Annotated in this window: 20 protein-coding genes and 1 riboswitch; of the genes, 15 read left to right on the forward strand and 5 right to left on the reverse strand. The window is 50.1% G+C overall.

Going from position 1 to position 21,065, the window contains the following annotated elements; all coding sequences use genetic code 11:
- The first annotated feature begins 30 nt into the window (after positions 1-30).
- Positions 31-912, forward strand: coding sequence for a 5'-3' exonuclease (locus ACFQ88_RS08040; RefSeq protein ID WP_379453762.1), 882 nt, complete (start codon positions 31-33; stop codon positions 910-912).
- A gap of 196 nt (positions 913-1,108) precedes the next feature.
- Complete coding sequence (locus ACFQ88_RS08045; RefSeq protein ID WP_239632568.1) at positions 1,109-1,426, forward strand: cupin domain-containing protein; 318 nt, start codon at positions 1,109-1,111, stop codon at positions 1,424-1,426.
- A 97-nt stretch (positions 1,427-1,523) separates the two neighbouring features.
- On the opposite strand, the gene ACFQ88_RS08050 is transcribed toward ACFQ88_RS08045, so the two are convergent.
- Positions 1,524-1,817, reverse strand: a complete 294-nt coding sequence (locus ACFQ88_RS08050) for a DUF3055 domain-containing protein (RefSeq protein WP_239632570.1) — start codon at positions 1,815-1,817, stop codon at positions 1,524-1,526.
- Between the two features lie 218 nt (positions 1,818-2,035).
- Between ACFQ88_RS08050 and ilvD the strand changes: the two genes are divergently transcribed.
- Complete coding sequence (gene ilvD / locus ACFQ88_RS08055) at positions 2,036-3,721, forward strand: dihydroxy-acid dehydratase (protein WP_239632572.1); 1,686 nt, start codon at positions 2,036-2,038, stop codon at positions 3,719-3,721.
- Between the two features lie 77 nt (positions 3,722-3,798).
- Here ilvD and ACFQ88_RS08060 read toward each other — a convergent pair whose 3' ends face one another.
- Positions 3,799-4,110: a hypothetical protein gene (locus ACFQ88_RS08060; protein WP_239632575.1), complete on the reverse strand. Its 312-nt coding sequence runs from the start codon at positions 4,108-4,110 to the stop codon at positions 3,799-3,801.
- Between the two features lie 203 nt (positions 4,111-4,313).
- Here ACFQ88_RS08060 and ACFQ88_RS08065 point away from each other — a divergent pair, with 203 nt between their 5' ends.
- The gene (locus tag ACFQ88_RS08065) at positions 4,314-5,330 is read left to right on the forward strand and encodes an HRDC domain-containing protein (protein WP_379453763.1); all 1,017 of its coding nucleotides are present in this window, start codon (positions 4,314-4,316) and stop codon (positions 5,328-5,330) included.
- Positions 5,331-5,516: 186 nt separating this feature from the next.
- Here the strand turns inward: ACFQ88_RS08065 and ACFQ88_RS08070 are convergent, their stop codons facing one another.
- Positions 5,517-5,948 (reverse strand): universal stress protein, encoded by a 432-nt coding sequence (locus ACFQ88_RS08070; protein ID WP_239632579.1) that lies wholly within the window; start codon positions 5,946-5,948, stop codon positions 5,517-5,519.
- Between the two features lie 154 nt (positions 5,949-6,102).
- Positions 6,103-7,038, reverse strand: a complete 936-nt coding sequence (corA, locus tag ACFQ88_RS08075; RefSeq protein WP_239632581.1) for a magnesium/cobalt transporter CorA — start codon at positions 7,036-7,038, stop codon at positions 6,103-6,105.
- A 555-nt stretch (positions 7,039-7,593) separates the two neighbouring features.
- Positions 7,594-7,741: riboswitch (SAM riboswitch) on the forward strand.
- 117 nt (positions 7,742-7,858) lie between these two features.
- On the opposite strand from corA, the gene metA reads away from it, so the two are divergent.
- The 10 genes from metA to ACFQ88_RS08125 all read left to right on the forward strand — a co-directional run bounded on the left by metA (position 7,859) and on the right by ACFQ88_RS08125 (position 18,519).
- The gene (metA, locus tag ACFQ88_RS08080; RefSeq protein WP_239632583.1) at positions 7,859-8,785 is read left to right on the forward strand and encodes a homoserine O-acetyltransferase MetA; all 927 of its coding nucleotides are present in this window, start codon (positions 7,859-7,861) and stop codon (positions 8,783-8,785) included.
- Positions 8,782-9,963: an aminotransferase class I/II-fold pyridoxal phosphate-dependent enzyme gene (locus ACFQ88_RS08085; RefSeq protein WP_379453764.1), complete on the forward strand. Its 1,182-nt coding sequence runs from the start codon at positions 8,782-8,784 to the stop codon at positions 9,961-9,963. The genes metA and ACFQ88_RS08085 overlap by 4 nt, the downstream gene beginning before the upstream one ends.
- Before the next feature lie 9 nt (positions 9,964-9,972).
- Complete coding sequence (locus ACFQ88_RS08090; protein WP_379453765.1) at positions 9,973-11,148, forward strand: trans-sulfuration enzyme family protein; 1,176 nt, start codon at positions 9,973-9,975, stop codon at positions 11,146-11,148.
- Positions 11,149-11,355: 207 nt separating this feature from the next.
- Positions 11,356-12,492, forward strand: a complete 1,137-nt coding sequence (mqnC, locus tag ACFQ88_RS08095; protein WP_379453766.1) for a cyclic dehypoxanthinyl futalosine synthase — start codon at positions 11,356-11,358, stop codon at positions 12,490-12,492.
- Between the two features lie 182 nt (positions 12,493-12,674).
- Complete coding sequence (locus ACFQ88_RS08100) at positions 12,675-13,592, forward strand: putative sporulation protein YtxC (protein ID WP_379453767.1); 918 nt, start codon at positions 12,675-12,677, stop codon at positions 13,590-13,592.
- 307 nt (positions 13,593-13,899) lie between these two features.
- The gene (gene thrS / locus ACFQ88_RS08105; protein ID WP_379453768.1) at positions 13,900-15,840 is read left to right on the forward strand and encodes a threonine--tRNA ligase; all 1,941 of its coding nucleotides are present in this window, start codon (positions 13,900-13,902) and stop codon (positions 15,838-15,840) included.
- Between the two features lie 474 nt (positions 15,841-16,314).
- Positions 16,315-17,016 (forward strand): 3D domain-containing protein, encoded by a 702-nt coding sequence (locus ACFQ88_RS08110; protein WP_239632597.1) that lies wholly within the window; start codon positions 16,315-16,317, stop codon positions 17,014-17,016.
- A gap of 63 nt (positions 17,017-17,079) precedes the next feature.
- Positions 17,080-17,208 (forward strand): hypothetical protein, encoded by a 129-nt coding sequence (locus ACFQ88_RS08115; protein WP_275590457.1) that lies wholly within the window; start codon positions 17,080-17,082, stop codon positions 17,206-17,208.
- 272 nt (positions 17,209-17,480) lie between these two features.
- Complete coding sequence (locus tag ACFQ88_RS08120; RefSeq protein ID WP_379454354.1) at positions 17,481-17,834, forward strand: hypothetical protein; 354 nt, start codon at positions 17,481-17,483, stop codon at positions 17,832-17,834.
- Between the two features lie 211 nt (positions 17,835-18,045).
- A complete protein-coding gene (locus tag ACFQ88_RS08125) occupies positions 18,046-18,519 on the forward strand; it encodes a hypothetical protein (RefSeq protein ID WP_379453769.1) in 474 nt (157 codons plus the stop codon).
- A 106-nt stretch (positions 18,520-18,625) separates the two neighbouring features.
- On the opposite strand, the gene ACFQ88_RS08130 is transcribed toward ACFQ88_RS08125, so the two are convergent.
- Positions 18,626-19,918, reverse strand: a complete 1,293-nt coding sequence (locus ACFQ88_RS08130) for an ammonium transporter (protein WP_379454355.1) — start codon at positions 19,916-19,918, stop codon at positions 18,626-18,628.
- A gap of 191 nt (positions 19,919-20,109) precedes the next feature.
- Between ACFQ88_RS08130 and ACFQ88_RS08135 the strand changes: the two genes are divergently transcribed.
- The gene (locus ACFQ88_RS08135; RefSeq protein WP_379453770.1) at positions 20,110-20,538 is read left to right on the forward strand and encodes a YugN-like family protein; all 429 of its coding nucleotides are present in this window, start codon (positions 20,110-20,112) and stop codon (positions 20,536-20,538) included.
- Positions 20,539-21,065: the final 527 nt, after the last annotated feature.

The raw sequence follows: 21,065 nt of genomic DNA on the forward strand, positions 1-21,065 counted from the left end.
TGGGAGATTAACGATTGGGAGAGATACTTAGTGACTATACATACGGAACAATCGGGACCGGTTCTGCTGGTGGACGGGATGGCCTTATTATTTCGCGCTTTTTACGCGACTTCTTATAGCGGTTATATTATGAAAACAAGCGCCGGACTGCCTACGAACGCCGTATTCGGGTTCGTCAAATATTTTTGGGATGCGGTCCAGACGTTCAAGCCTGAGCACGTTATTTGCTGCTGGGACTTGGGGAGCAAGACGTTCCGCAGCGAGAAATTCGCCGACTATAAAGCGAACCGGGTCGACTGCCCCGAGGAATTGATTCCTCAATTCGACCTCGTCAAGGAGGTTGTCGAGAGCTTCGGCGTGCCTAACGTCGGATTAGTCGGCTACGAAGCGGACGATTGCATCGGGACGCTGGCAGGTACATACGGCAAGGAGCGGGACGTATACATATTGACCGGGGATCACGATATGCTGCAGCTTTTGCAGGAGCGCGTCAAGGTCGTCATTATGAAAAAAGGGCAGGGCAATTACGCCGTATATACTCCGGAGCTGTTGATGGAGGAGAAGCAGCTGACGCCGGAGCAGTTCATTGATCTGAAAGGCTTGATGGGGGATACGGCGGACAATTATCCCGGAGTAAAAGGAATCGGGGAGAAAACGGCGCTGAAGCTGCTGCAGGAGTTCGGCTCGGTAGAGGGCATTATCGAGAATATGGCGCTTCTTCCGAAAGGCGTCAGGGCGAAGATCGAAGCCGGGCTGGAGATGCTGCATCTGTCGCGGGATTTGGCCCGGATTCGGTGCGACGTTCCGGTGGAGTGCGAGCTGGCGGCAACCAGCTGGGAAGTGGACCGGCCCAAGGTGATCGCGAAATTCGAGGAGCTGGAATTCAAAGGCTTGTCGAAGCTGATCGGCTAACCGGCGTACATAACGGAATCGCAGGAGGGACCGCAGCTGTCGTTTTTGACGGACTGCGGTCTTTTTATCCGGCCTTTCCCTGCAGGCGCAGCTGGAAAGGAATAGCCAAGCATCCCGTTTATCAGGTATACTAGTACACGTTAGCAATGTTTAGCAATTATTTATGAAAGCGCTAAAAAAGAGGAGGCACATTCGGATGAGCAATATCGGAGTATGGGAAAATGCAGAGCCGGGCGTGAAACGGAAAATTTTCGAGCCGGGCCAAACGATTATGATGATGGAAGTCCATTTTGAGCAAAATGCGGAGGGCTATCAGCACAGCCATCCTCATGAGCAGTTTTCCTATTGCCTCAAAGGAAAGCTTGAATTTACGGTCGACGGGGAAAAGAAAGTCATTTCGCAGGGCGAGACGATCTACATTCCAAGCGGTGCCAAGCACGGCTGCCAAGCGCTGGAACCAAGCATCCTGCTGGATACGTTCACACCGGTTCGCGAAGATCTAGTTAAGCGCTGATTCTTATCGGCCGCATACATGACAAAAGACCGCAACAAGCTGATCGATTCAGCCGGTTCGGTCTTTTTCTTTGTTCCATGCTTGGTGAAGCTGTCCGTTAAATATCGGTAAAGTTAATAGCACCGACGATTTGCGATAAAAAGTGAGTCAGCTCAACAGCTTCTTCTTCGGTCAATTTGTACACGTGCTCCAAATAGCCCTCTTCTTCCAGGTCGTCAGGGCCGATGACCGCTGTGCGTCCGGATTGAAGATCGGTAACGAGCTTCTTGCCGTAAAAACGGTTCGTATTCGTAATGGCGAGGTCAAACCGCCGCATCGATTCGCCTACAAAGCACACGAAGCGGGTCGTCGTATCCTCGCTGGAATCGTATAAATAGTCTAAATCTGACATGTCGGGTCACTCCGTTCGTTGTTAGTTCGTTACCATTATACATGAAGAGAGGAGTGCCGGCAAAAGGCGGATAACCTGCTCCCAATCGACATGGAAAGAAACTCTCTCGATTATAACATTTTCATTTCTCGACAAACATGATAGAATTTAAAGAATGATAGAACGACGAAAGTCTTCGCCTTATATCGATACTACTAAACTGGGAGGCCTTACCACATATGTCTAAACCAAAAATGAGAAGCGACATGATTAAAAAAGGTTTCGACCGCGCCCCGCACCGCAGCTTGCTGCGTGCAGCCGGTGTTAAAGAAGAGGATTTCGACAAGCCGTTTATCGCGGTATGTAACTCCTACATCGATATCGTTCCGGGTCACGTTCACCTGCAGGAATTCGGTAAAATTGTCAAAGACGCGATCCGCGAAGCAGGCGGCGTTCCTTTCGAGTTCAACACGATCGGCGTAGACGACGGTATCGCCATGGGACACATCGGAATGCGCTACTCGCTTCCAAGCCGTGAGATTATTGCGGATTCCCTGGAAACCGTAGTATCCGCTCACTGGTTTGACGGTATGGTTTGTATTCCGAACTGCGACAAAATTACTCCGGGTATGATGATGGGCGCGCTGCGCGTGAACATCCCAACGATGTTCGTTTCCGGCGGACCTATGAAAGCCGGTAGAACGAGCGACGGCCGCGCGATTTCCCTGACCTCCGTATTTGAAGGCGTGGGCGCATACCAAGTAGGGAAAATCGACGAGAAAACCTTGACCGAGCTGGAGCAATACGGATGCCCGACATGCGGTTCCTGTTCAGGTATGTTCACAGCCAACTCCATGAACTGCTTGGCCGAAGGCCTTGGCTTGGCACTGCCTGGCAACGGAACGATCCTGGCTATTTCTCCTGAGCGCAGAGAGTTCGTTAAACGTTCCGCTACCCAATTGATGGAATTGATCAAACAAGACATCAAGCCTCGCGATATCGTGACCATAGACGCTATCGATAACGCATTTGCATTGGATATGGCTATGGGCGGATCTACGAATACTGTACTGCACACGTTGGCACTGGCTCATGAAGCCGGTTTTGAATATCCTATCGAGCGCATTAACGAAGTAGCTAACCGCGTACCGCACTTGGCTAAAATTGCTCCGGCTTCCGATTACCATATCGAAGACGTGCACAATGCCGGCGGCGTGAGCGCGATCATCAACGAGCTGTTGAAAAAGCCGGGCGCTTTGAACGGCGACTGCATCACCGTAACAGGCAAAACGCTTCGCGAAAACGTAGCGGGCTGCGAAATTTTGGACAAAGACGTTATCCATCCATTGGATAACCCGCACTCCGAGCGCGGCGGTCTGGCCGTATTGTTCGGTAACCTGGCGCCAAGAGGCTCCATCATCAAAGTCGGCGCGGTTGACAAATCCGTAGGCGGCTACCATAAAGGTCCTGCTATCTGCTTCGACTCGCAAGACGATGCTCTGTACGGTATCGCCAACGGCAAAGTGAAGGAAGGCCATGTCGTCGTAATCCGTTACGAAGGACCGAAGGGCGGACCGGGTATGCCGGAAATGCTGGCTCCTACTTCGCAAATCGTAGGTATGGGTCTTGGGGCAAAAGTCGGTCTGATCACAGACGGACGTTTCTCCGGCGCATCCCGCGGTATCAGCATCGGACATATTTCTCCGGAAGCGGCCGAAGGCGGACCGATCGCTTTCGTTGAGGATGGAGACATTATCGAGCTGGACTTGGAAAACCGTACGATCCAACTGATGATCTCTGACGAAGAGTTCGAGAAACGCAAAGCGAACTGGAAAGGCTTCGAGCCGAAAGTAACTTCCGGTTACTTGGCTCGCTACTCCAAGCTTGTTACGAATGCAAGCACCGGCGGAGTTATGAAAGTGTAAGTTAAGCCTTGATCATAGAACAGGCAGCGAGAGAATCATCTCTCCTGCCTGTTTTTTTTTGATTATCGCACCGCAGCTTACATGCCCTCTTCTTCGTCTGTGCGATTGTCTCCGCTGGAATCATGGGTCGGATGAGCTCCAGGATAACCGCGTGAAATTCCCGCATGAAGCTCCCTGTTTTCGTAAGTGAAGCTGTTGGGGGAATGCTGGGATTCTCTCCATGGGGAGCTTTTGCCTAGTGTCTCCTCATGCAGGTTGGCGCCGTAAGGCCCTTCCGGAAACTCTTCAGCCGTAAGATCGTTGCGCTGGGATTCGACGGTTTTCAAATCAGTGTATTTATGACGGTCTTCCTCGATAAAGCCATCTCTTTCCAAATCGTTGTCTGCCATTGCTACTAGCACCTCCGTGTATCCATCGTTGGTTTTAGAATGCCCCTACGCAGGTTTTAGCTATTCGGTGTTGCTTATGAGGAGTAATTATGCTAATATGGTAATAATTTCAATGTACAGAGGAAGCACCTCTTCTACCGTGTGTAGGAGGGGTGCTTTTTGCGTTGAAATACTAATTTCTAACTTTTCAGGAGGGGTGTCGAATGAAGGTATTATTTTTGCACAGCTTGGAGAAGAAGGTGGGGGAGGATCGTACCCGTCAAGCACAAGCATCCATCGGAGAGAATAAAGGGCAATGGGTAGCCGGATGGCAGGAAACGAAAGAAGACGGCAGGCTATCGCACGAAACCTGGTTTGAAGGAGCCGCTTGGGATGAGATGATCGTATCGTTTCGCGAGAACTTGCTGGCCAAGCAGCTGGGCGGATTTTTGCCGATTTTCGATATGGGCTGGCTGGCCGAAGGCGGATCGTTCGACACCAAGACGGCTAAGCTTCAGCTGCTGCAATATTACAGTGAGAATAATCCTAACGAAGTAATGTATGAGGAGCTGCGGCAGTGGCGGTTGAAGCAGGCGAGCGCGGAAGGCAAATCGCCGTTCCTGGTTGCGACGAACCGTCTGCTGCGGATGATCAGCACCTTCCTGCCGCAGTCGGAGGAGGAATTGCTGCAGCTGCCCGGCTTCGGCTCCAATAAAGTTGCTTTGTACGGAGCAGAGCTGCTCCGGTATACGCAAAATGTGGAGCGGAGCACGTCGTTCCCTCTTGGATGGGTTCAAGATCAGATCGATCCCGTGCAGTTTTATGCATGGCAGCAGCAGGAGAAGGAGAGAAAGCGCCAAGCGGAGCAGAGTAAGCGGGAAGTGAAGCTCAAGCTGTTGGAAGCTATTACCGGGGGAGACAGTCTCGAACAACTGCGCGAGCAGCTGCAGCTGCAGCGCAGAGACCTGATGATATGGTTAGAGGAGCTGGACCGGGAAGGCTACGATTTGGAGTCCTACATTGAGAAAGGGCTGCAGCAAGTGCCGAGCGAGGAGCTGAGCCTTGCTTGGACGGCATTTGAGCTGAAAGGGGACCGCTATTTGAAGCCGATTCTGCAAACGCTGTATAATCAGGACGAGCTGGAAGGGAAAGACATTGACCACGTCTATGAATGGCTGCGCCTGCTTCGGATGAAGTTCCGCAGGCATCAGATGAATAAGGAAGCCGCGGCGGCCGTGTAATAGAAATCGGCTCATAGGCAGCCTATTGACTAGTCGACATAGCAGGAAAGCAGCAAAGAGGACGGCCTCGATCCATTACCCGCTTTCAGGTATTGTAATCGGAGAGTCCGTCCTAAGGTATTCCCTTTCTAAACAGCAGATAAGCTGGTTAGTTAATGGGGTTTGCATGCTTATGCTTAGCGCGAGTTATTTAACGACAAGTACCGGCAGCTTGGCATGCTGAACGATGTCATAGCTTACGCTGCCGAGCAGCAGCTCCTTGAACGTGCCCAATCCGCGGCTGCCGACAATGATCAAATCGAAGCGGTGATTGTCGGCATATTCCAAAATCACTTTTGCAGGAGCGCCTCCTTCGAGCAAGGTCGCCGTTGCAAGCGGCAGATGGGAAATGCGATGCCTTACTTCATCGACAACGTCCTCCGCTGCCGCTTGCAGCTCCTCCTGAACAACGGCAGCGCCGGTAATAAAAGCGTCGCCAACAACGACATTCGTGAGTTGAGCTACGTGAACGACTTCAAGAATGGTGCTGTCCAGCATCGTTTTTATCGAGATGGCTTTATCCAGAGCATGTCTTGCCGTTTCCGAACCGTCGTAAGCAAGCAGTATTTTGCGGAACATCTCAATCACCTCGGTTTACTTATGGAATTATGGATTTATTACACCGGGGCCTTGGCCAGTGAAACGGTATACGCAAAAAAAATCTTGCCCAAGGGATGATCTAACGCCCCTGAACAAGATTTGGTTGTATAAATCGAATATAACATGGCTGGTGTCACAGCCAATCTTTTTTACGAAATAATACAAACATCGACACGCCGACAATGCACAAAATAATGACGGTTGTGAGTCCGCCATATTCCCAGTGCAATCCGGGAATCGACTCGAAATTCATTCCGTAAACCCCGGTAATGAAGGTGAGCGGCATGAAGATCGTCGTTAATGCGGTAAACACGCGCATGATTTCGTTCGCCCGGTTCGATAGACTGGACTGATAAGCTTCTCGCAAGTTGCCCATCAAATCGCGGAACGTATCGAACGTTTCCTGAATCTTCACAGCGTTCTCGTAAATATCGCCGAAATATTTTTTAAGCGGCTCGCTAATGAACCGCAGCTCTTTTTTGTTTAAAGTCGCTATCACTTCTTTTTGCGGAACGAGCACTTTTTTCAGCCAGAGGATTTCGCTTCGCAGACCGATGATTTCATTCAGGTGCGATTTCTTCGTGTGCATTAATATATCTTCTTCAAGCTTTTCGATCTTCGCTTCGATCCGATCTCCGACATACGTATAATTATCGACTACTAGATCGATCAAGTGATATAGGAACCGGTCGGGCGCAGTTACTTCTTCTTCCCACAAGACCGGCTTCAACGCGCGCAGCTCGTTAATTTTTTGCCGGGTTACCGTAATGATGTAATGCTTGCCGAGAAATATATTCAAGCCGCGAAGGAAAATTTCTTCATCGTCGAATCGAATGCTGTTAACGACAATGAAATAATGAGTATCGTACAGCTCGATTTTCGGACGCTGTTCCTCTTCGGCTAAACAATCCTCTACCGCCAATTCATGAAGATGAAATAAGGGCTGTAAAATCGTTAAATCGTCCACATCCGCATCAATCCAATAAAAACCGTGCTCAGGCGGTTCCATCGTTCGGGTAATATCCTCAATTATAGTAAAAATGCCGTCCTGTACCAAACGTGCTTTCATCTTATCCACCCCTTCACATGGCTTGTGAAGAGCTCATTGTTGCAGGAACAAGAGCACTTCTGTGAGCTCGTGAGGAATGCAGACGGAAGAAACGTCACTCGTATCGGTACGAACGGAATTCACCTGTGCAGTCGTATAGGAAAACGGCTATTTCACATCATGCAAAGGAAAGTCCGGCGCATGCGAACGAGCAGCGTAAGCCGTTGGCATTCCAAACGAAATATTCAGTTGTAGTTGAACGTAGATACTACTCCTCGGGTCTCCGTCCATTCGTTTGGTGCACCCCTTTGCTAGTGTTGTCGAATTACTTGTCTAGTATAACTGTTCAATTGCAGTGTATCAAGCTGATTTGTACGATTTCATTCTACAAAAAATCTATAAATTCGGTGAAGAGATAGACGTTTTTTGGCATATGTTACAGTATGCGAGCATTGTGAATTGGTGTGCTGGCTGCTTTAGGCAAGTGCCTGAAACTCATAAATTTACCGTCTTGACGGTATTGTATTTTTCGTATAGAGTATGACTATAACATTAACTGAATATTTCAGCTTCAAACTCTTATCAAGAGCAGGTGGAGGGACTAGCCCGATGATACCCGGCAACCGACAAACCTTACGGCATTTCTTGTTCTGCGGAACAACGAAATGGAAGGGATGCACGGTGCTAAATCTTGCGGAAGCGTACAGCTTCTGAGAGATGAGAGAGGACATTTGTTGAAACGACAAGGCCTTTCTCGTGTGCGCGAAAAAGGCCTTTTTTAGTGCCTTTTTGCAGGAGTTTGCGCAAGGACAAAACACCTACAAAAAAGGAGTGACTTACTATGCCAATCAAAATTCCCGATCATTTGCCGGCAAGAGAAATCCTACTGAATGAGAACATCTTCGTGATGGATGAGACGGTGGCTTTCCACCAAGATATTCGTCCGCTGCGAATTGCCATATTGAATTTGATGCCTACAAAAGAAACGACAGAGACGCAAATCCTTCGTTTGATCGGCAATACGCCGCTTCAGGTGGAATTCGTCCTGCTGCATCCGAAGACGCATACGTCCAAAAACACATCGGCGGAGCATCTGGAGCAGTTTTATAAAACGTTCGACGATGTCCGCAACGAACGGTTTGACGGCTTGATCATTACCGGTGCGCCGGTAGAGCAGCTGGACTTCGAAGACGTCAACTACTGGGATGAGCTGCAGCAAATTATGGATTGGAGCCGCGATCACGTTACATCGACTTTGCATATATGTTGGGCCGCGCAAGCGGGCTTGTACCACCATTTCGGAGTTCCGAAATACGGCTTGGAGCAAAAGATGTTCGGCGTGTTCACGCATATCGTCAGTACGCAGAACGTTAAGCTGCTGCGGGGCTTCGACGAAATGTTCTTCGTACCGCAATCCCGTCATACGGAGGTACGCAAGGAAGATATCGAGAAGCATCCGGAGCTTGAAATATTGTCGGAATCTCCGGAAGCAGGAGTCTATCTTGTCGGAACGAAGGACGGCAAACAAATTTTCGTTACCGGGCATTCCGAATATGACGCTTGTACATTGAAATACGAGTATGACCGGGATATCAATAAAGGGATGGAGGTAGCCGTTCCGAAAAACTATTACCCGAATGACGATCCTACCAAACCGCCGCTCGTATCGTGGAGAGCGCATGCGAACCTGTTGTTTTCCAACTGGTTGAACTATTATGTATACCAAGAGACGCCGTTTGATTTGCACAAGGAGGAGTATTGTATATGAGTGAACAGCATAACCAGTTGAAAATCGAGAGCCGGTTAGCCCAGATCGGCTCTCAGGAAGAGCCGGTAACGGGAGCGGTCAGCTTCCCGATCTATCAAGCGACGGCGTTTCGTCACCCGAAGCTGGGTCAGAGCACAGGCTTTGACTATGCCCGCACGAAAAGCCCGACGCGCAAGGTGCTGGAGGATGCCATCGCAAGCCTGGAGTCCGGTGACGCCGGATTCGCCTGCAGCTCCGGCATGGCTGCGCTGCAAACCATCTTCGCTTTGTTCAGCCAAGGCGATCACCTGATCGTATCGCTCGATCTGTACGGAGGCACATACCGTCTTCTGGAGAAAATCATGTCGCGTTTCGGCGTAACCGCTACTTATGTGGATACGAACGATCTTGACGCTCTGGAATCGCACTATAAGCCGAATACGAAAGCGGTTCTGATCGAAACGCCGACGAATCCTCTGATGATGATTACCGATCTTGAGCTGGTTAGCAGCTGGGCCAAGAAAAAAGGCATTTTGACTATCGTGGACAATACGCTATTGACGCCGTTTTTCCAGCGTCCGATCGAACTTGGCGCCGATATCGTCATCCACAGCGCGACCAAATACCTCGGCGGTCATAACGATGTGCTCGCCGGTCTTATTGTGACCAAGGGCCAGGAATTGTCCGAGCAAATGGCCTTTTTGCACAACTCCATCGGAGCCGTCTTGAATCCGCAGGACAGCTGGCTGCTGATGAGAGGGATGAAGACACTGGCTATCCGCATGGAGCGCCATCAATATAACGCTACGCGTATGGCAGAATTTTTGCTGAACCATCCGCAGGTGGAATCCGTATATTATCCGGCTTTGGAAAGCCATCCGGGTTATGAGATTCAAAAGAAGCAATCGTCCGGTAACACCGGTATTTTCTCTTTCAAAATGAAAGATGCCCGTTATATCGAGCCGATTTTGAGACACATTCAGCTTATCGCTTTTGCAGAGAGCTTGGGCGGCGTAGAATCGTTGATGACTTATCCCGCCGTTCAGACACACGCAGATATTCCGGAGGAAATCCGCCGTCAGGTGGGAGTGGATGACCGACTGCTTCGTTATTCGGTCGGCATCGAGCATATCGACGATTTGATCGCCGACTTGTCGCGGGCTATCGACTTGGCACAAGCCGAAATAGAGGGGGCTTAGAAGCAGCTGATGGCAGAGCACAATCACAACAAGGATCAACAACAAAGTCGTCAATTTGCTACGAAGCTGATTCATTTTGGCGCGGAAATCGATCCGAGAACGGGCGCATCGAGCGTGCCGATCTATCAGGCATCGACGTTCCACCAGTTTTCGCTCGACGATCCGCAGCAATACGATTATACCCGTTCGGGGAATCCTACCCGGCAGGCGCTGGAGGATTATATTGCGCTGCTCGAAGGCGGCGTGCGCGGCTTTGCGTTCGCATCCGGCATGGCTGCGATATCCGCGGCGTTCATGCTTCTCTCGGCGGGCGATCATGTTATTTGTACCGAGGATGTATACGGCGGAACGTACCGTTTGCTCAGTACGATCATGAACCGTATGAATATCGAAACGACGTTCGTCGATACGACGGATTTGGATAAAGTGAAGGCGGCTCTCAAGCCGAATACGAAGGTAGTCTACATGGAGACACCGTCGAATCCGACTTTGAGAATTACGAACATTGCCGAAATTACAGCTTGGGCGAAAGGGCAGGGGCTGTTGACCGTACTGGACAATACGTTCATGACCCCGTATCATCAGCGACCGATTGAGCTCGGCGTAGATCTGGTGCTTCATAGCGCGACCAAATTTTTGGGCGGTCACAGCGATGTGACGGCAGGACTGGCCGTTGCAGCCAATGAAAGCCTCGGAGATCAGCTGAAGCAAATTCAGAACGGGCTCGGCACCATTCTTAGCATATATGATTCGTGGCTGCTCATGCGGGGAATGAAGACGCTGCAGGCGCGTATGGAGGCTCACGAGCTGAGCGCGCGCCGCTTGGCGGAATGGCTGTCCAATCATCCGAAGGTAGAGAAGGTCTACTATCCGGGATTGGTCAATCACCCGGGTCGCGAGATTCACGAGCGGCAATCAAAAGGATACGGCGCCGTCGTATCGTTTGATGTCGGCTCCGGCGAGCAAGCCAAGCAAGTGCTGGGGAAAGTGAAAATTCCTCTCGTAGCCGTAAGCTTAGGGGCTGTGGAGAGCATTCTCTCTTACCCCGCTATGATGTCACATGCCGCTATGCCGCGCGAAGTACGGCTGGAGAGAGGCATCACCGACGGCCTCGTGCGTTATTCGGTAGGTTTGGAAAGCATTGACGATATCATTGCCGATCTCGATCAGGCTCTTCGATCCTAACCCGCAGACGGTCAAGAGTGACTGTAGGTAGTCGTCCTGCATAGTGATCAACTTGTGTCAGGAGATTGTCAGAAATGAGGCGAGCCTCTAACTGGCAGTCTCTTTTTTGATGACTAGGCCCATCGTTTGTGGTACGATGATTTTATAGAGTTTTTTCGTATGCAAAATAAATTTTCGGAATTGCTAGAATAAAGGAGTGAGCACAGGATGAGTTCAATCGACCGCATCCTTGACAGTGCGCTGGCCGGAAACCGAATCAGTCTCGAGGACTGTATTCAATTATATGAATCCGATGAAATTGAAAAGATGGGCCATGTCGCAAACCAAATTATGTTGAGGCACCATCCGGACCCAATAACAACATTTGTTATCGGCCGCAATATTAACTATACGAATATTTGCGACGTCTACTGCCGTTTTTGTGCGTTTTACCGGTCGCCGGGCTCGAATGAAGGCTATGTATTGCCGGATGAAACGATATTCCAGAAAATCCAGGAGACCTTGGATGTTAACGGAACCGAGATCCTGATGCAGGGCGGCACGAACCCGAATCTGCCGTTTACTTACTATACGAATTTGCTTCGCGAGATCAAGAAACGCTTCAATATTACGATGCATTCCTTCTCGCCTGCGGAAATTATGAAAATGAAGGAAGTTTCCGAAGGGCTGTCTCTAGAAGAGGTTATGCGCGAGCTGAAAGCAGCCGGACTGGATTCACTGCCTGGAGGCGGAGGTGAAATCCTCGATGACCGGACCCGCCGCAAAATCAGCCGATTGAAAGGCTCTTGGCGCGATTGGATGGACGTGATGCAGATGGCTCACAAAATCGGCATGTCCACCACCGCTACAATGGTTATCGGCTTCGGAGAGTCAATGGAGGAGCGGGCGCTCCACCTGCTGCGTGTTCGTGACGCACAGGACGAATGTATTGCGAACAAGTGGAATTCCCCAGGATTCCTTGCGTTTATTTCCTGGACGTTCCAGCCGGACAATACGAATATGAAGGCTGAGAAACTGGGCCCTGATGAATATTTGAAAAATGTTGCGATCAGCCGCATCATGCTGGACAACATCCCGAACTTCCAGTCGTCATGGGTGACTATGGGACCGGAGGTCGGCAAAAAGTCGCTGCACTTCGGCTGTAACGATTTCGGCAGCACGATGATCGAGGAAAATGTCGTATCCGCGGCAGGCACGACGCACAAAGTAAATATCGGCTCGACGCTGGACATCATTCGTCAGGCCGGCAAAATTCCGGCTCAACGCAACACGAGATACGAAATTTTGCGTGTGTTTGACGATGTGAACGTGAAGGTCGATAACGACTTTATTATGCAAAACTAATAAGAACGGCCCTGTAACTTTGATCAAAGTTCAGGGTCATTTTTTTTTGCTTGTCCTCCTCCTTCCCTCTTCTCAATTTTGCGTTATACGCCAATGATTCATGGGAAATTGTTGTTTGTATATATGCACATCCGTGACCATATATTAAAAAAGAGAAGTAAGGGAAGGAAGGAGTGAATGGAATGAAGCTGTTTGCTTTGACCCTGGTGAAAACGTCGGAATCTGCCGCACACCGGCTGTACACGGCAGTGGATCATACGGCCCGGTCCTTTCAGAAGCATACTGTGGCTACAACTCTCCATCGGTTCGATAATGGCTTTGTCATTCAGGCGGATGGAATTTTGCCGCATTTTCAATTGGATAAACGGACGGACGCACTGTATAAACAGGTGGCGGATGTATTGGCGGACTGGATTGTCCGCGAAGATGAAGAGCGTTTGATGCGGACTCTGATCACTCGTGATTTTGACTATACGAAGGAAGAGGATATTCGTGCGATCTTAAGCTACTGCTTGCCGATGCAGCAGACGGATATGGCGGACGAGTCGATGTCGCAAATGGCGGATCGCCGTAAGCAGATTATTGCGGAAGCGGCCTACACCTACTTGCAAGAAAATTCCGATATGCATTTGCAGGGCTTCATGAACTTCCGGCTGCGTCCTTATATTGAGGAGCTTCACGAAATGGCGGAGTATGCGATTGATGAATTTTTGATGGATCAGCAATACCAGGAGTTTATTTCCTTACTGAAATATTTTGTCTATATTCAAGAAGCCAAAATTCCGGCTGCGCATTTGTTACATAAGGGCGGAAATGACTTTTTGCTGCTGAACGACCGGATGGAGCCGATAGATACAAGCCAGAACGACGCTACGTTGACGGTGGAAATGCTGGAGAAGGACATTAACTTCGAGGATGTTATCGTTAGCACTTTGATTTCCGTGTCTCCGCAGCATATATTCATTCACACCCGTGACCCGGAGGTGCAGGTCATCAAGACGATTACGCAAATATTCGAAAACCGGGTTCAGCTGTGCGACTATTGCCGGGTATGCCACAATCTTGACCGAATCGCTGCAGCTGACTATAATAAAGGGTAAGGCAGTAATCAGAGACAACAATGATTGAACGTCCTGTACAGAGAGAGGAGCCGCAGGCTGTAAGCTCCTTCAGTTACGACAATCGTTTACCCCTTTGTAGCCGGGTTATGGAACGTCGGGCGGTGGTTAGCCGCATGTCTCCGATCAGTAAATAGCCCCGAGTCATTCCCGTTATCGGATGCTGTGAGGATCCGCGAGCCTTCGTAACGTGGATCGAACTAGGGTGGAACCACGAGACCAAGCGCACTCGTCCCTTTCGGGATGATGCGCTTTTTTATTTGTTTACATTTTCAGGAGGTTGAAAACTATGGCAGTGAAAGTAACGTTTCCCGACGGCGCGGTCAGGGAATACGAGCAAGGGACAACAATTGAAGAGGTAGCGGGCTCTATCAGCTCCGGATTGAAGAAAAATGCGGTTGTGGGCAAGGTCGACGGCAAGGTTGTCGATTTGAACACGGCTCTGGAGCATGATGCAGCCCTGGAAATCGTTACGCTGGACAGCGAGGCCGGTTTGGAAGTGTACCGCCACAGCACGGCTCACTTGATGGCTCAAGCGATCAAGCGAATCTACGGCGAGAAAGCTGTGAAGCTGGGTATCGGTCCTGTTATCGAGGACGGATTTTATTATGACATCGATCTGGAGACGCCGATTACACCGGAGGATTTGACCAAAATCGAGAAGGAAATGGAGAAAATTACGCAGGAGAACTTGCCGATCCGCCGCAGAGTGGTGGGCCGGGAAGAAGCGATTCGTATTTTCACCGAGCTTGGAGATCCATTGAAGCTGGAGCTGATCCGCGATTTGCCGGAGGATTCCGTGCTGACGATTTACGATCAGGGCGAGTTTTTCGATTTGTGCAGAGGCCCGCATTTGCCTTCCACAGGCCGTATCAAAGCGTTCAAGCTGTTGAGCGTGGCGGGAGCTTACTGGCGCGGCGATTCGAAGAACAAGATGCTGCAGCGTATTTACGGCACGGCCTTCCCTAAAAAAGCGGAGCTGGACGAGCATCTCCATTTGCTCGAGGAAGCGAAGAAGCGCGACCACCGGAAGCTGGGTAAAGAGCTGCAAATGTTCACGTTCTCCCGTGAAGTCGGACAAGGACTTCCGCTGTGGCTGCCGCACGGGGCGAAAGTGCGCCGTACGATGGAGCGCTATATCGTTGATCTGGAGGAAAGACTCGGCTATCAGCACGTGTATACGCCGGTATTGGCCAATGTGGAGCTGTATAAGACTTCCGGCCACTGGGAGCACTATCAGGAGGATATGTTCCCTAAAATGATCATGGACAACGAGGAGCTCGTCCTTCGTCCAATGAACTGTCCGCACCATATGATGGTGTACAAAAGCGACATGCGCAGCTATCGGGACTTGCCGATCCGCGTAGCGGAGCTTGGAACGATGCACCGTTATGAAATGTCGGGAGCATTGACCGGCTTGCACCGTGTACGTGCGATGACCTTGAACGACGCGCACATTTTCTGCCGTCCGGATCAGATCAAGGAAGAGTTTGCCCGCGTTGTCAATCTGATTCGTCAGGTTTACGAGGACTTCGGCATCACGGAGTACCGCTTCCGTCTGTCGTATCGCGATCCGCAGGATACCGAGAAATATTTCCCGGACGATCAAATGTGGGAAATGTCCCAGCGCATGCTGCGTGAAGTAGTCGAGGAGCTTGGCTTGCCGTTCTATGAGGCCGAGGGCGAGGCGGCTTTCTACGGTCCGAAGCTGGACGTACAGATCAAAACGGCGTTGAAAAAAGAAGAAACGTTGTCCACGGCACAGCTGGACTTCCTGCTGCCTGAGCGCTTCCAATTGGAGTACGTTGGCGAAGACGGCCAAAAGCACCGTCCGGTCGTTATTCACCGCGGCATCATCTCCACGATGGAGCGGATGACGGCGTTCCTGCTGGAAAACTTCGCAGGCAATTTGCCGACTTGGCTGTCCCCGGTACAGGCCAAAGTTATTCCTGTATCCACAGCCTTCGAAGCTTATGCGAAGCAAGTGGAAGAGAAGCTGCAGCTTGCCGGCATTCGCGTAGAATCCGATCTTCGTAACGAGAAGCTCGGATATAAAATCCGCGAAGCACAGCTGGAGAAAATCCCTTACATGCTCGTCGTGGGCGAGAATGAGATGAACAGCTCGAGCGTGTCCGTCCGTAAGCGCGGCGCCGGAGATCTCGGCACGCAGAGCTTGGACAGCACGGTAGAATTGATTAGCGAAGCGATCCGTACGAAGCAGATCGACTAAGCGGCATTTAAAAACGGATAAATTCCTTTGGGGATTTATCCGTTATCCGTTTTTGCTTATAAAGAAACCCATGATATTGAAAATTCTGCAGATCCCCCGGTGGGGTACTTCCTTCCGGCCGTTGTTGTTATCAGGAATAATTTTTAACTTATCACACTTTCTAGAGGTCATTTCCCGATAACAAAGGCGGCCACTCCGTTCCTTCAGGAGATAGGATTGCAGCTATGCCCGCTTTTCGGGAATTATGCCGAGTGGGGTGCTTGCTCCAAGCAGGCAAGAGTCCCAGCAATATAACAGGGAGCGGATGCTTCGCAAGGGAAGAATATAAGGGAATGGAACGTCCGGGAACGGGCGTTTTTTTCTTGCATTGCTTCAGGTTCGATTAATGCATGGATATTGCTTTTGGACGAGGATTGTATAATCCTAGCATGTTTTGGACAGCCTCTTATATTAAGGGGAGGTTTTAAACCAAGTATGTTACCAAAAGCCGCAAGTCATGTGAAGTGGATCTGTTTCATTGCCGTTCTGTTAGGATTGTTCATGGCACTTGAACAAGAGCAGCAGTCGCTGGCTCAAGACAGTCTGGTCGATCATGGTCAGTGGAATGAGGCGTTACCGACATTGTCGCACCAAACGAATTCGAATCCAGGCAAGGCGCCGGGCAAGCAGCCCGATAACGGAGCAGCTAATCAGCAGGATGCGACAACGGTGTCGACTGTAAGACAGTCCGCAAATGTAAACAAGCAGAGCGACAAATATACGTTTCTACCGAATATGAAAAAAGACATTGCCAAATATACCGCTGTCGAAGTGGTCGCTACAGGGTATTATGCAGGCAAGGAGTCGACCGGTAAAAACCCCGGACATCCCGAGTACGGCGTTACGTTTTCCGGGATGAAGGTGCAGAGAGACCGGAATTCGTTTTCCACCATTGCAGCGGACCCGTCCGTGTTTCCTCTTGGAACGGTGCTGTGGATACCGGGCTACGGCTACGGAATCGTGGCAGATACGGGGAGTGCGATCAAGGGCAAACGCATCGATTTGTATTTTGAAACGAAGGATCAGGTATACTCCGAATGGGGCAAGAAAACACTGAACGTGTTTATCGTCAAAAAGGGCGACGGGAAAATTACGAAAGCCATTTGGAGCCAGCTGGAAAACGAGATTTTGTTTTAAACTTCCAACATAATTGCTGTTCACCCCACCCATAATAAGCTTGGAAGGGGAGGTGAATACATCATGGCTAAGAACAAAAAACAAAAGCAGCAAAACGATACGGAATTTTCCCAAGAGGTTGTTGCTAAAAACGTGAAGCAAGCTGGGCAAAACAATGCAAATGAAGGTGCCAACAACAGTTCCAAATACTAATTCAAACCGTTGAACGGTTGTAAGCTGGCGTATCATGATGCGCCGGCTTTTTGTTATGCTGCGAATGAAGAAGACGGGTTACCCGTATATAAATGTTTGGAAAGGTTACATAGAAAGCGGTATCAGCCCTAAAGATACCCTAATTATCATTTGCTTGCTGAAATTTATGGTTTTCAACTTGCTGCTTTTAGTGTAAAATATAAATATTGTTATAAATGTTAACATTAAAAGATAGGTGATGTCCCATGTTAAATGCTTCGTGGACGGAGAGTATGAAACCGGTGAATCAACGAAAAGCAGCTGAAATATACCCTTTTCTAGAGGCGTATATCGCCCGCAAGGAAGAGCAGATCGCCGAAATGGAGCAAGGCATCGAGCGTTATGAGAAAAAACGGCTCATGGAAGAACGCAGCTATCAGTCGATGTCAGCTTTTCGCAGGATGTTTGCCGGAAGAAAGCCGGATCATCATTTGGCCGTCGAATATATCCACTACGTGAAGAAGCCGATGGAACAGATCAGGCAGCTTCGGCTCGAATTGGAGAATGCGCGGACGATCATGAGCAGTAGCAAACCATCGGATTTTGTATCGATCAGCGACGATCTGGAAAAGGAAATCGGCATGTAGCTGTAAGCATGCGGCGGATTCGTTCAGTTGGCTTCGGTAGGCAACGGCTCTTGATAAAGCCGCTGCTGGCGGGGCTTTTTTGTTGTCTTCTAGTATCCTTTCGACTGGAAGCGACAATCTTTTGCTTTACGACAAAAAACTCGCTATAATAATGTCAGTCCGGCGGCTGCAGGCTCAATCTCTAAAGGATAATTGAAATAGGAGGGATTCGATGAAGCGCCAAGTACTCATCGCAATATTTTGTCTTAGCTTAGTAGCAACTGCAACTGCTTGTTCCAAATCTGCCGATCAGGCTGGAACAGCCAATCCAGGGAATACATCCACCCCGTCGCAAACACAAACACCGTCGCCGACGCCATCCGCTACGCCTACACCTGCACCAGGAACGGGGAACAGTGGAGGTGCAACGCCAACGGAAACTCCAAAACCGACGCCAACTCCTGTGGTGGCACCGCAAGGATCTAAAGATCAGCCGGTTGTGAACAAGGATCAGTTTAAAAATGTTCAAATGGGCATGTCCTTTGCCGAAGTGGAAAAAACAATGGGCAAAATGGGCAAACTCATTAACGAGTCCAAAAACGATGACGGCAGCACGCCTGCACAAACTTATGAATATAAATTCGAGGATGGCAGCTCGGTTAAAGTGACTTTTATCAACGGTAAAGTAACTTCCAAATCAGGCTAATGCCGAAAAACTTAAAAGGGCTATTCTCTTCAACAGAGTGTCTGTTGAGGAGAATGGCCCTTTTTTTGCTTGTATTTTGAGTGATTAAGGTTGGGAACGCGGGTATTTAGCGGCCTTTCAGCTTTTCCAGTTCAATGAAATCGTGCTCCTGGCTGTAGGCAGGGACGCCATGAATACCTACGTCCAGTCCGACAAGCTCTTCGTCCCGGCTTACCCGTACGGGTACTAAGCGATTAATAAGCTTCAAGCTTAACCATGTGATGAAAAAGCCCCATATCGAGACGGTTATCAAGCCGAGCAGCTGAACGCTTAGCAGATTCCAGCCTCCGCCGTACAGCAAGCCGCTGTAGCCTTGGCCTACTCCTTCTGCCAGCTCAGGCTGCGCGAACAAGCCCACGGCCAGGGTGCCGATGCTGCCGCTGATGCCATGAACGGCGAAAGCTCCGACCGGATCGTCGATTCGTTTGGACTCAAGAAACTCGGTTGCAAAAACCATGGCAATACCGCAAATCGCTCCGATCAATATGGCTGCCGCATCGCTTACGAAGGCACAACCGGCCGTAATTCCGACCAGTCCTGCCAGCGAGCCGTTGATAACCATCGGAGGGTCCGCTTTGCGGTAGCGCAGCATAGTGAACAGGATACATGACGCCCCGCCGGCGGCTGCAGCCAACATAGTCGTGACGGCGATATGACCGATCGAGCTGTTTGTAGCGCTAAGGGTACTTCCCGAGTTGAAGCCGAACCAGCCGAACCACAAAATAAACGCTCCGACGGAAGCAAGCGGAAGATTCGAGGGCGGAACGATGTTCGGGGTCCCATTATCCGCAAATTTCCCGATTCGGGGACCGATGAACAGCGCTGCGGCCAGAGCCGAGAAGCCTCCCATCGCGTGAATGACGGCGGATCCCGCGAAATCGATCATTCCCATGCTGCCGAGCCATCCTCCGACACTCCAGACCCAATGGCCGGCAATAGGGTAAATAAGCCCTGTCATAGCAATCGTATATAAAATATAAGCATGGAAATTAATTCGCTCGGCTACCGCTCCAGAGACGATTGAAATGACGGCGATGACGAATGCGCATTGGAACAGCCAGTACGTATCATTGGAGATGGAGAGACTAATGTGTGTTAGGTCTCCTCCCATCATAAAGCCGCTTGTGCCGATCAAACCGGAAACGTCTTTGCCGTACATGAGTCCAAAGCCGATAAAATAAAAGACAAGTGCTCCGAAGGTAATATCGACAAATACTTTCATAATGATACTGACGGCATTTTTTTGCCTTACAAAACCCGCTTCCAGCAAGGCAAAGCCGCCTTCCATCAACAATATCATCGCGGCCGTCAGCACTACCCAAATCGTATCCAGGCCACTAGACAAAGCGGTTAAATCCATCGTTTCAACTCCCTTACCCCATACGATATGATCCATTCACGCCACTCATTATACGGTTGCAATGATAGTTATGTCAACGAATTACGTAAGATATAGTAACATTATTTGAGCATTATTCGTTTTTGGGATTTGGGATAATTTTTGCAATAGGGGCTCATTCTATTACTAAAACATCTCAGGAGGCCTGACGGATGATTCCTTTGGATTCGAGCCTGGTAAACCGTGAAGAAGCGTTTGATCAGATGCGCAATTATTTACAGCCTTATCAATTTTCGCTTGGCGGCAATTGGGAGTATGATCATGGTTATTTTGACCGGGCGTTGGACGACGATAACAAAGTATGGCTCCGCCTTCCGTTTAATGTGACCCACGGCGTATTGGATGGGGATACGGACGCAACCGACGCGATTATCCGATTCGGAACGCCGTTTGTATTGAAGCACTTATTTAATGAAGGGCTTGACCGGGAAGCGCGTATCAATACGGTTGGAGCTCTGGTCGACCAATTCCAGGAGCCCGTCGATAAAGATGCTCCTGTTGGTGATCCTTGGGTGGATAAGGCGAAAAAGGTGCTGCGAGAAGTAGAGCAATCAATCCCCCCAACCCCCCCTTACTCTTAAGGGGGGCCCCGGGCGCTGGCGCCCCTGGACCCCGCAAAGATTGGTGGAGGGAGAAGGCGTTGGCGACTTCGAAGGTACCTTGGTGGGAGGACCGCGTCGGTCCGGACCGCTTTGCTAAAGCAAAGGCTGTCCGGACACGCTTGCCAGTAGTGCGGGAACGGGCTGGAGCTGGGAGTGAAGCGGCACGGTTGGGATCGCGTTCGTCCAGAGGCTGCTTTGCTGCGCAAAGTGAGCTCTGGACACGCTTGACGTTAGTGCAAATATTAAACATAAACCCTCGTTCGAAGGTCTGTTTAATAAGAAAGGCTTTGGTCTTCCCGACCAAAGTCTTTCTTATTAAATGCGATTCTCACTCGTCGGCTGATCAATCCCCCCACCCCCCCTTACTCTTAAGGGGGGCCCCGGGCGCTGGCGCCCCTGGACCCCGCAAAGGTTGGTGGAGGGAGAAGGCGTTGGCGACTTCGAAGTGACGTTGGGTGGAAGGATCGCGTCGGTCCGGACCGCTTTGCTAAAGCAAAGGCTGTCCG

Origin of the sequence: Paenibacillus sp. NPDC056579 (assembly GCF_042793215.1) — a bacterium.
GTDB lineage: Bacteria > Bacillota > Bacilli > Paenibacillales > NBRC-103111 > Paenibacillus_S.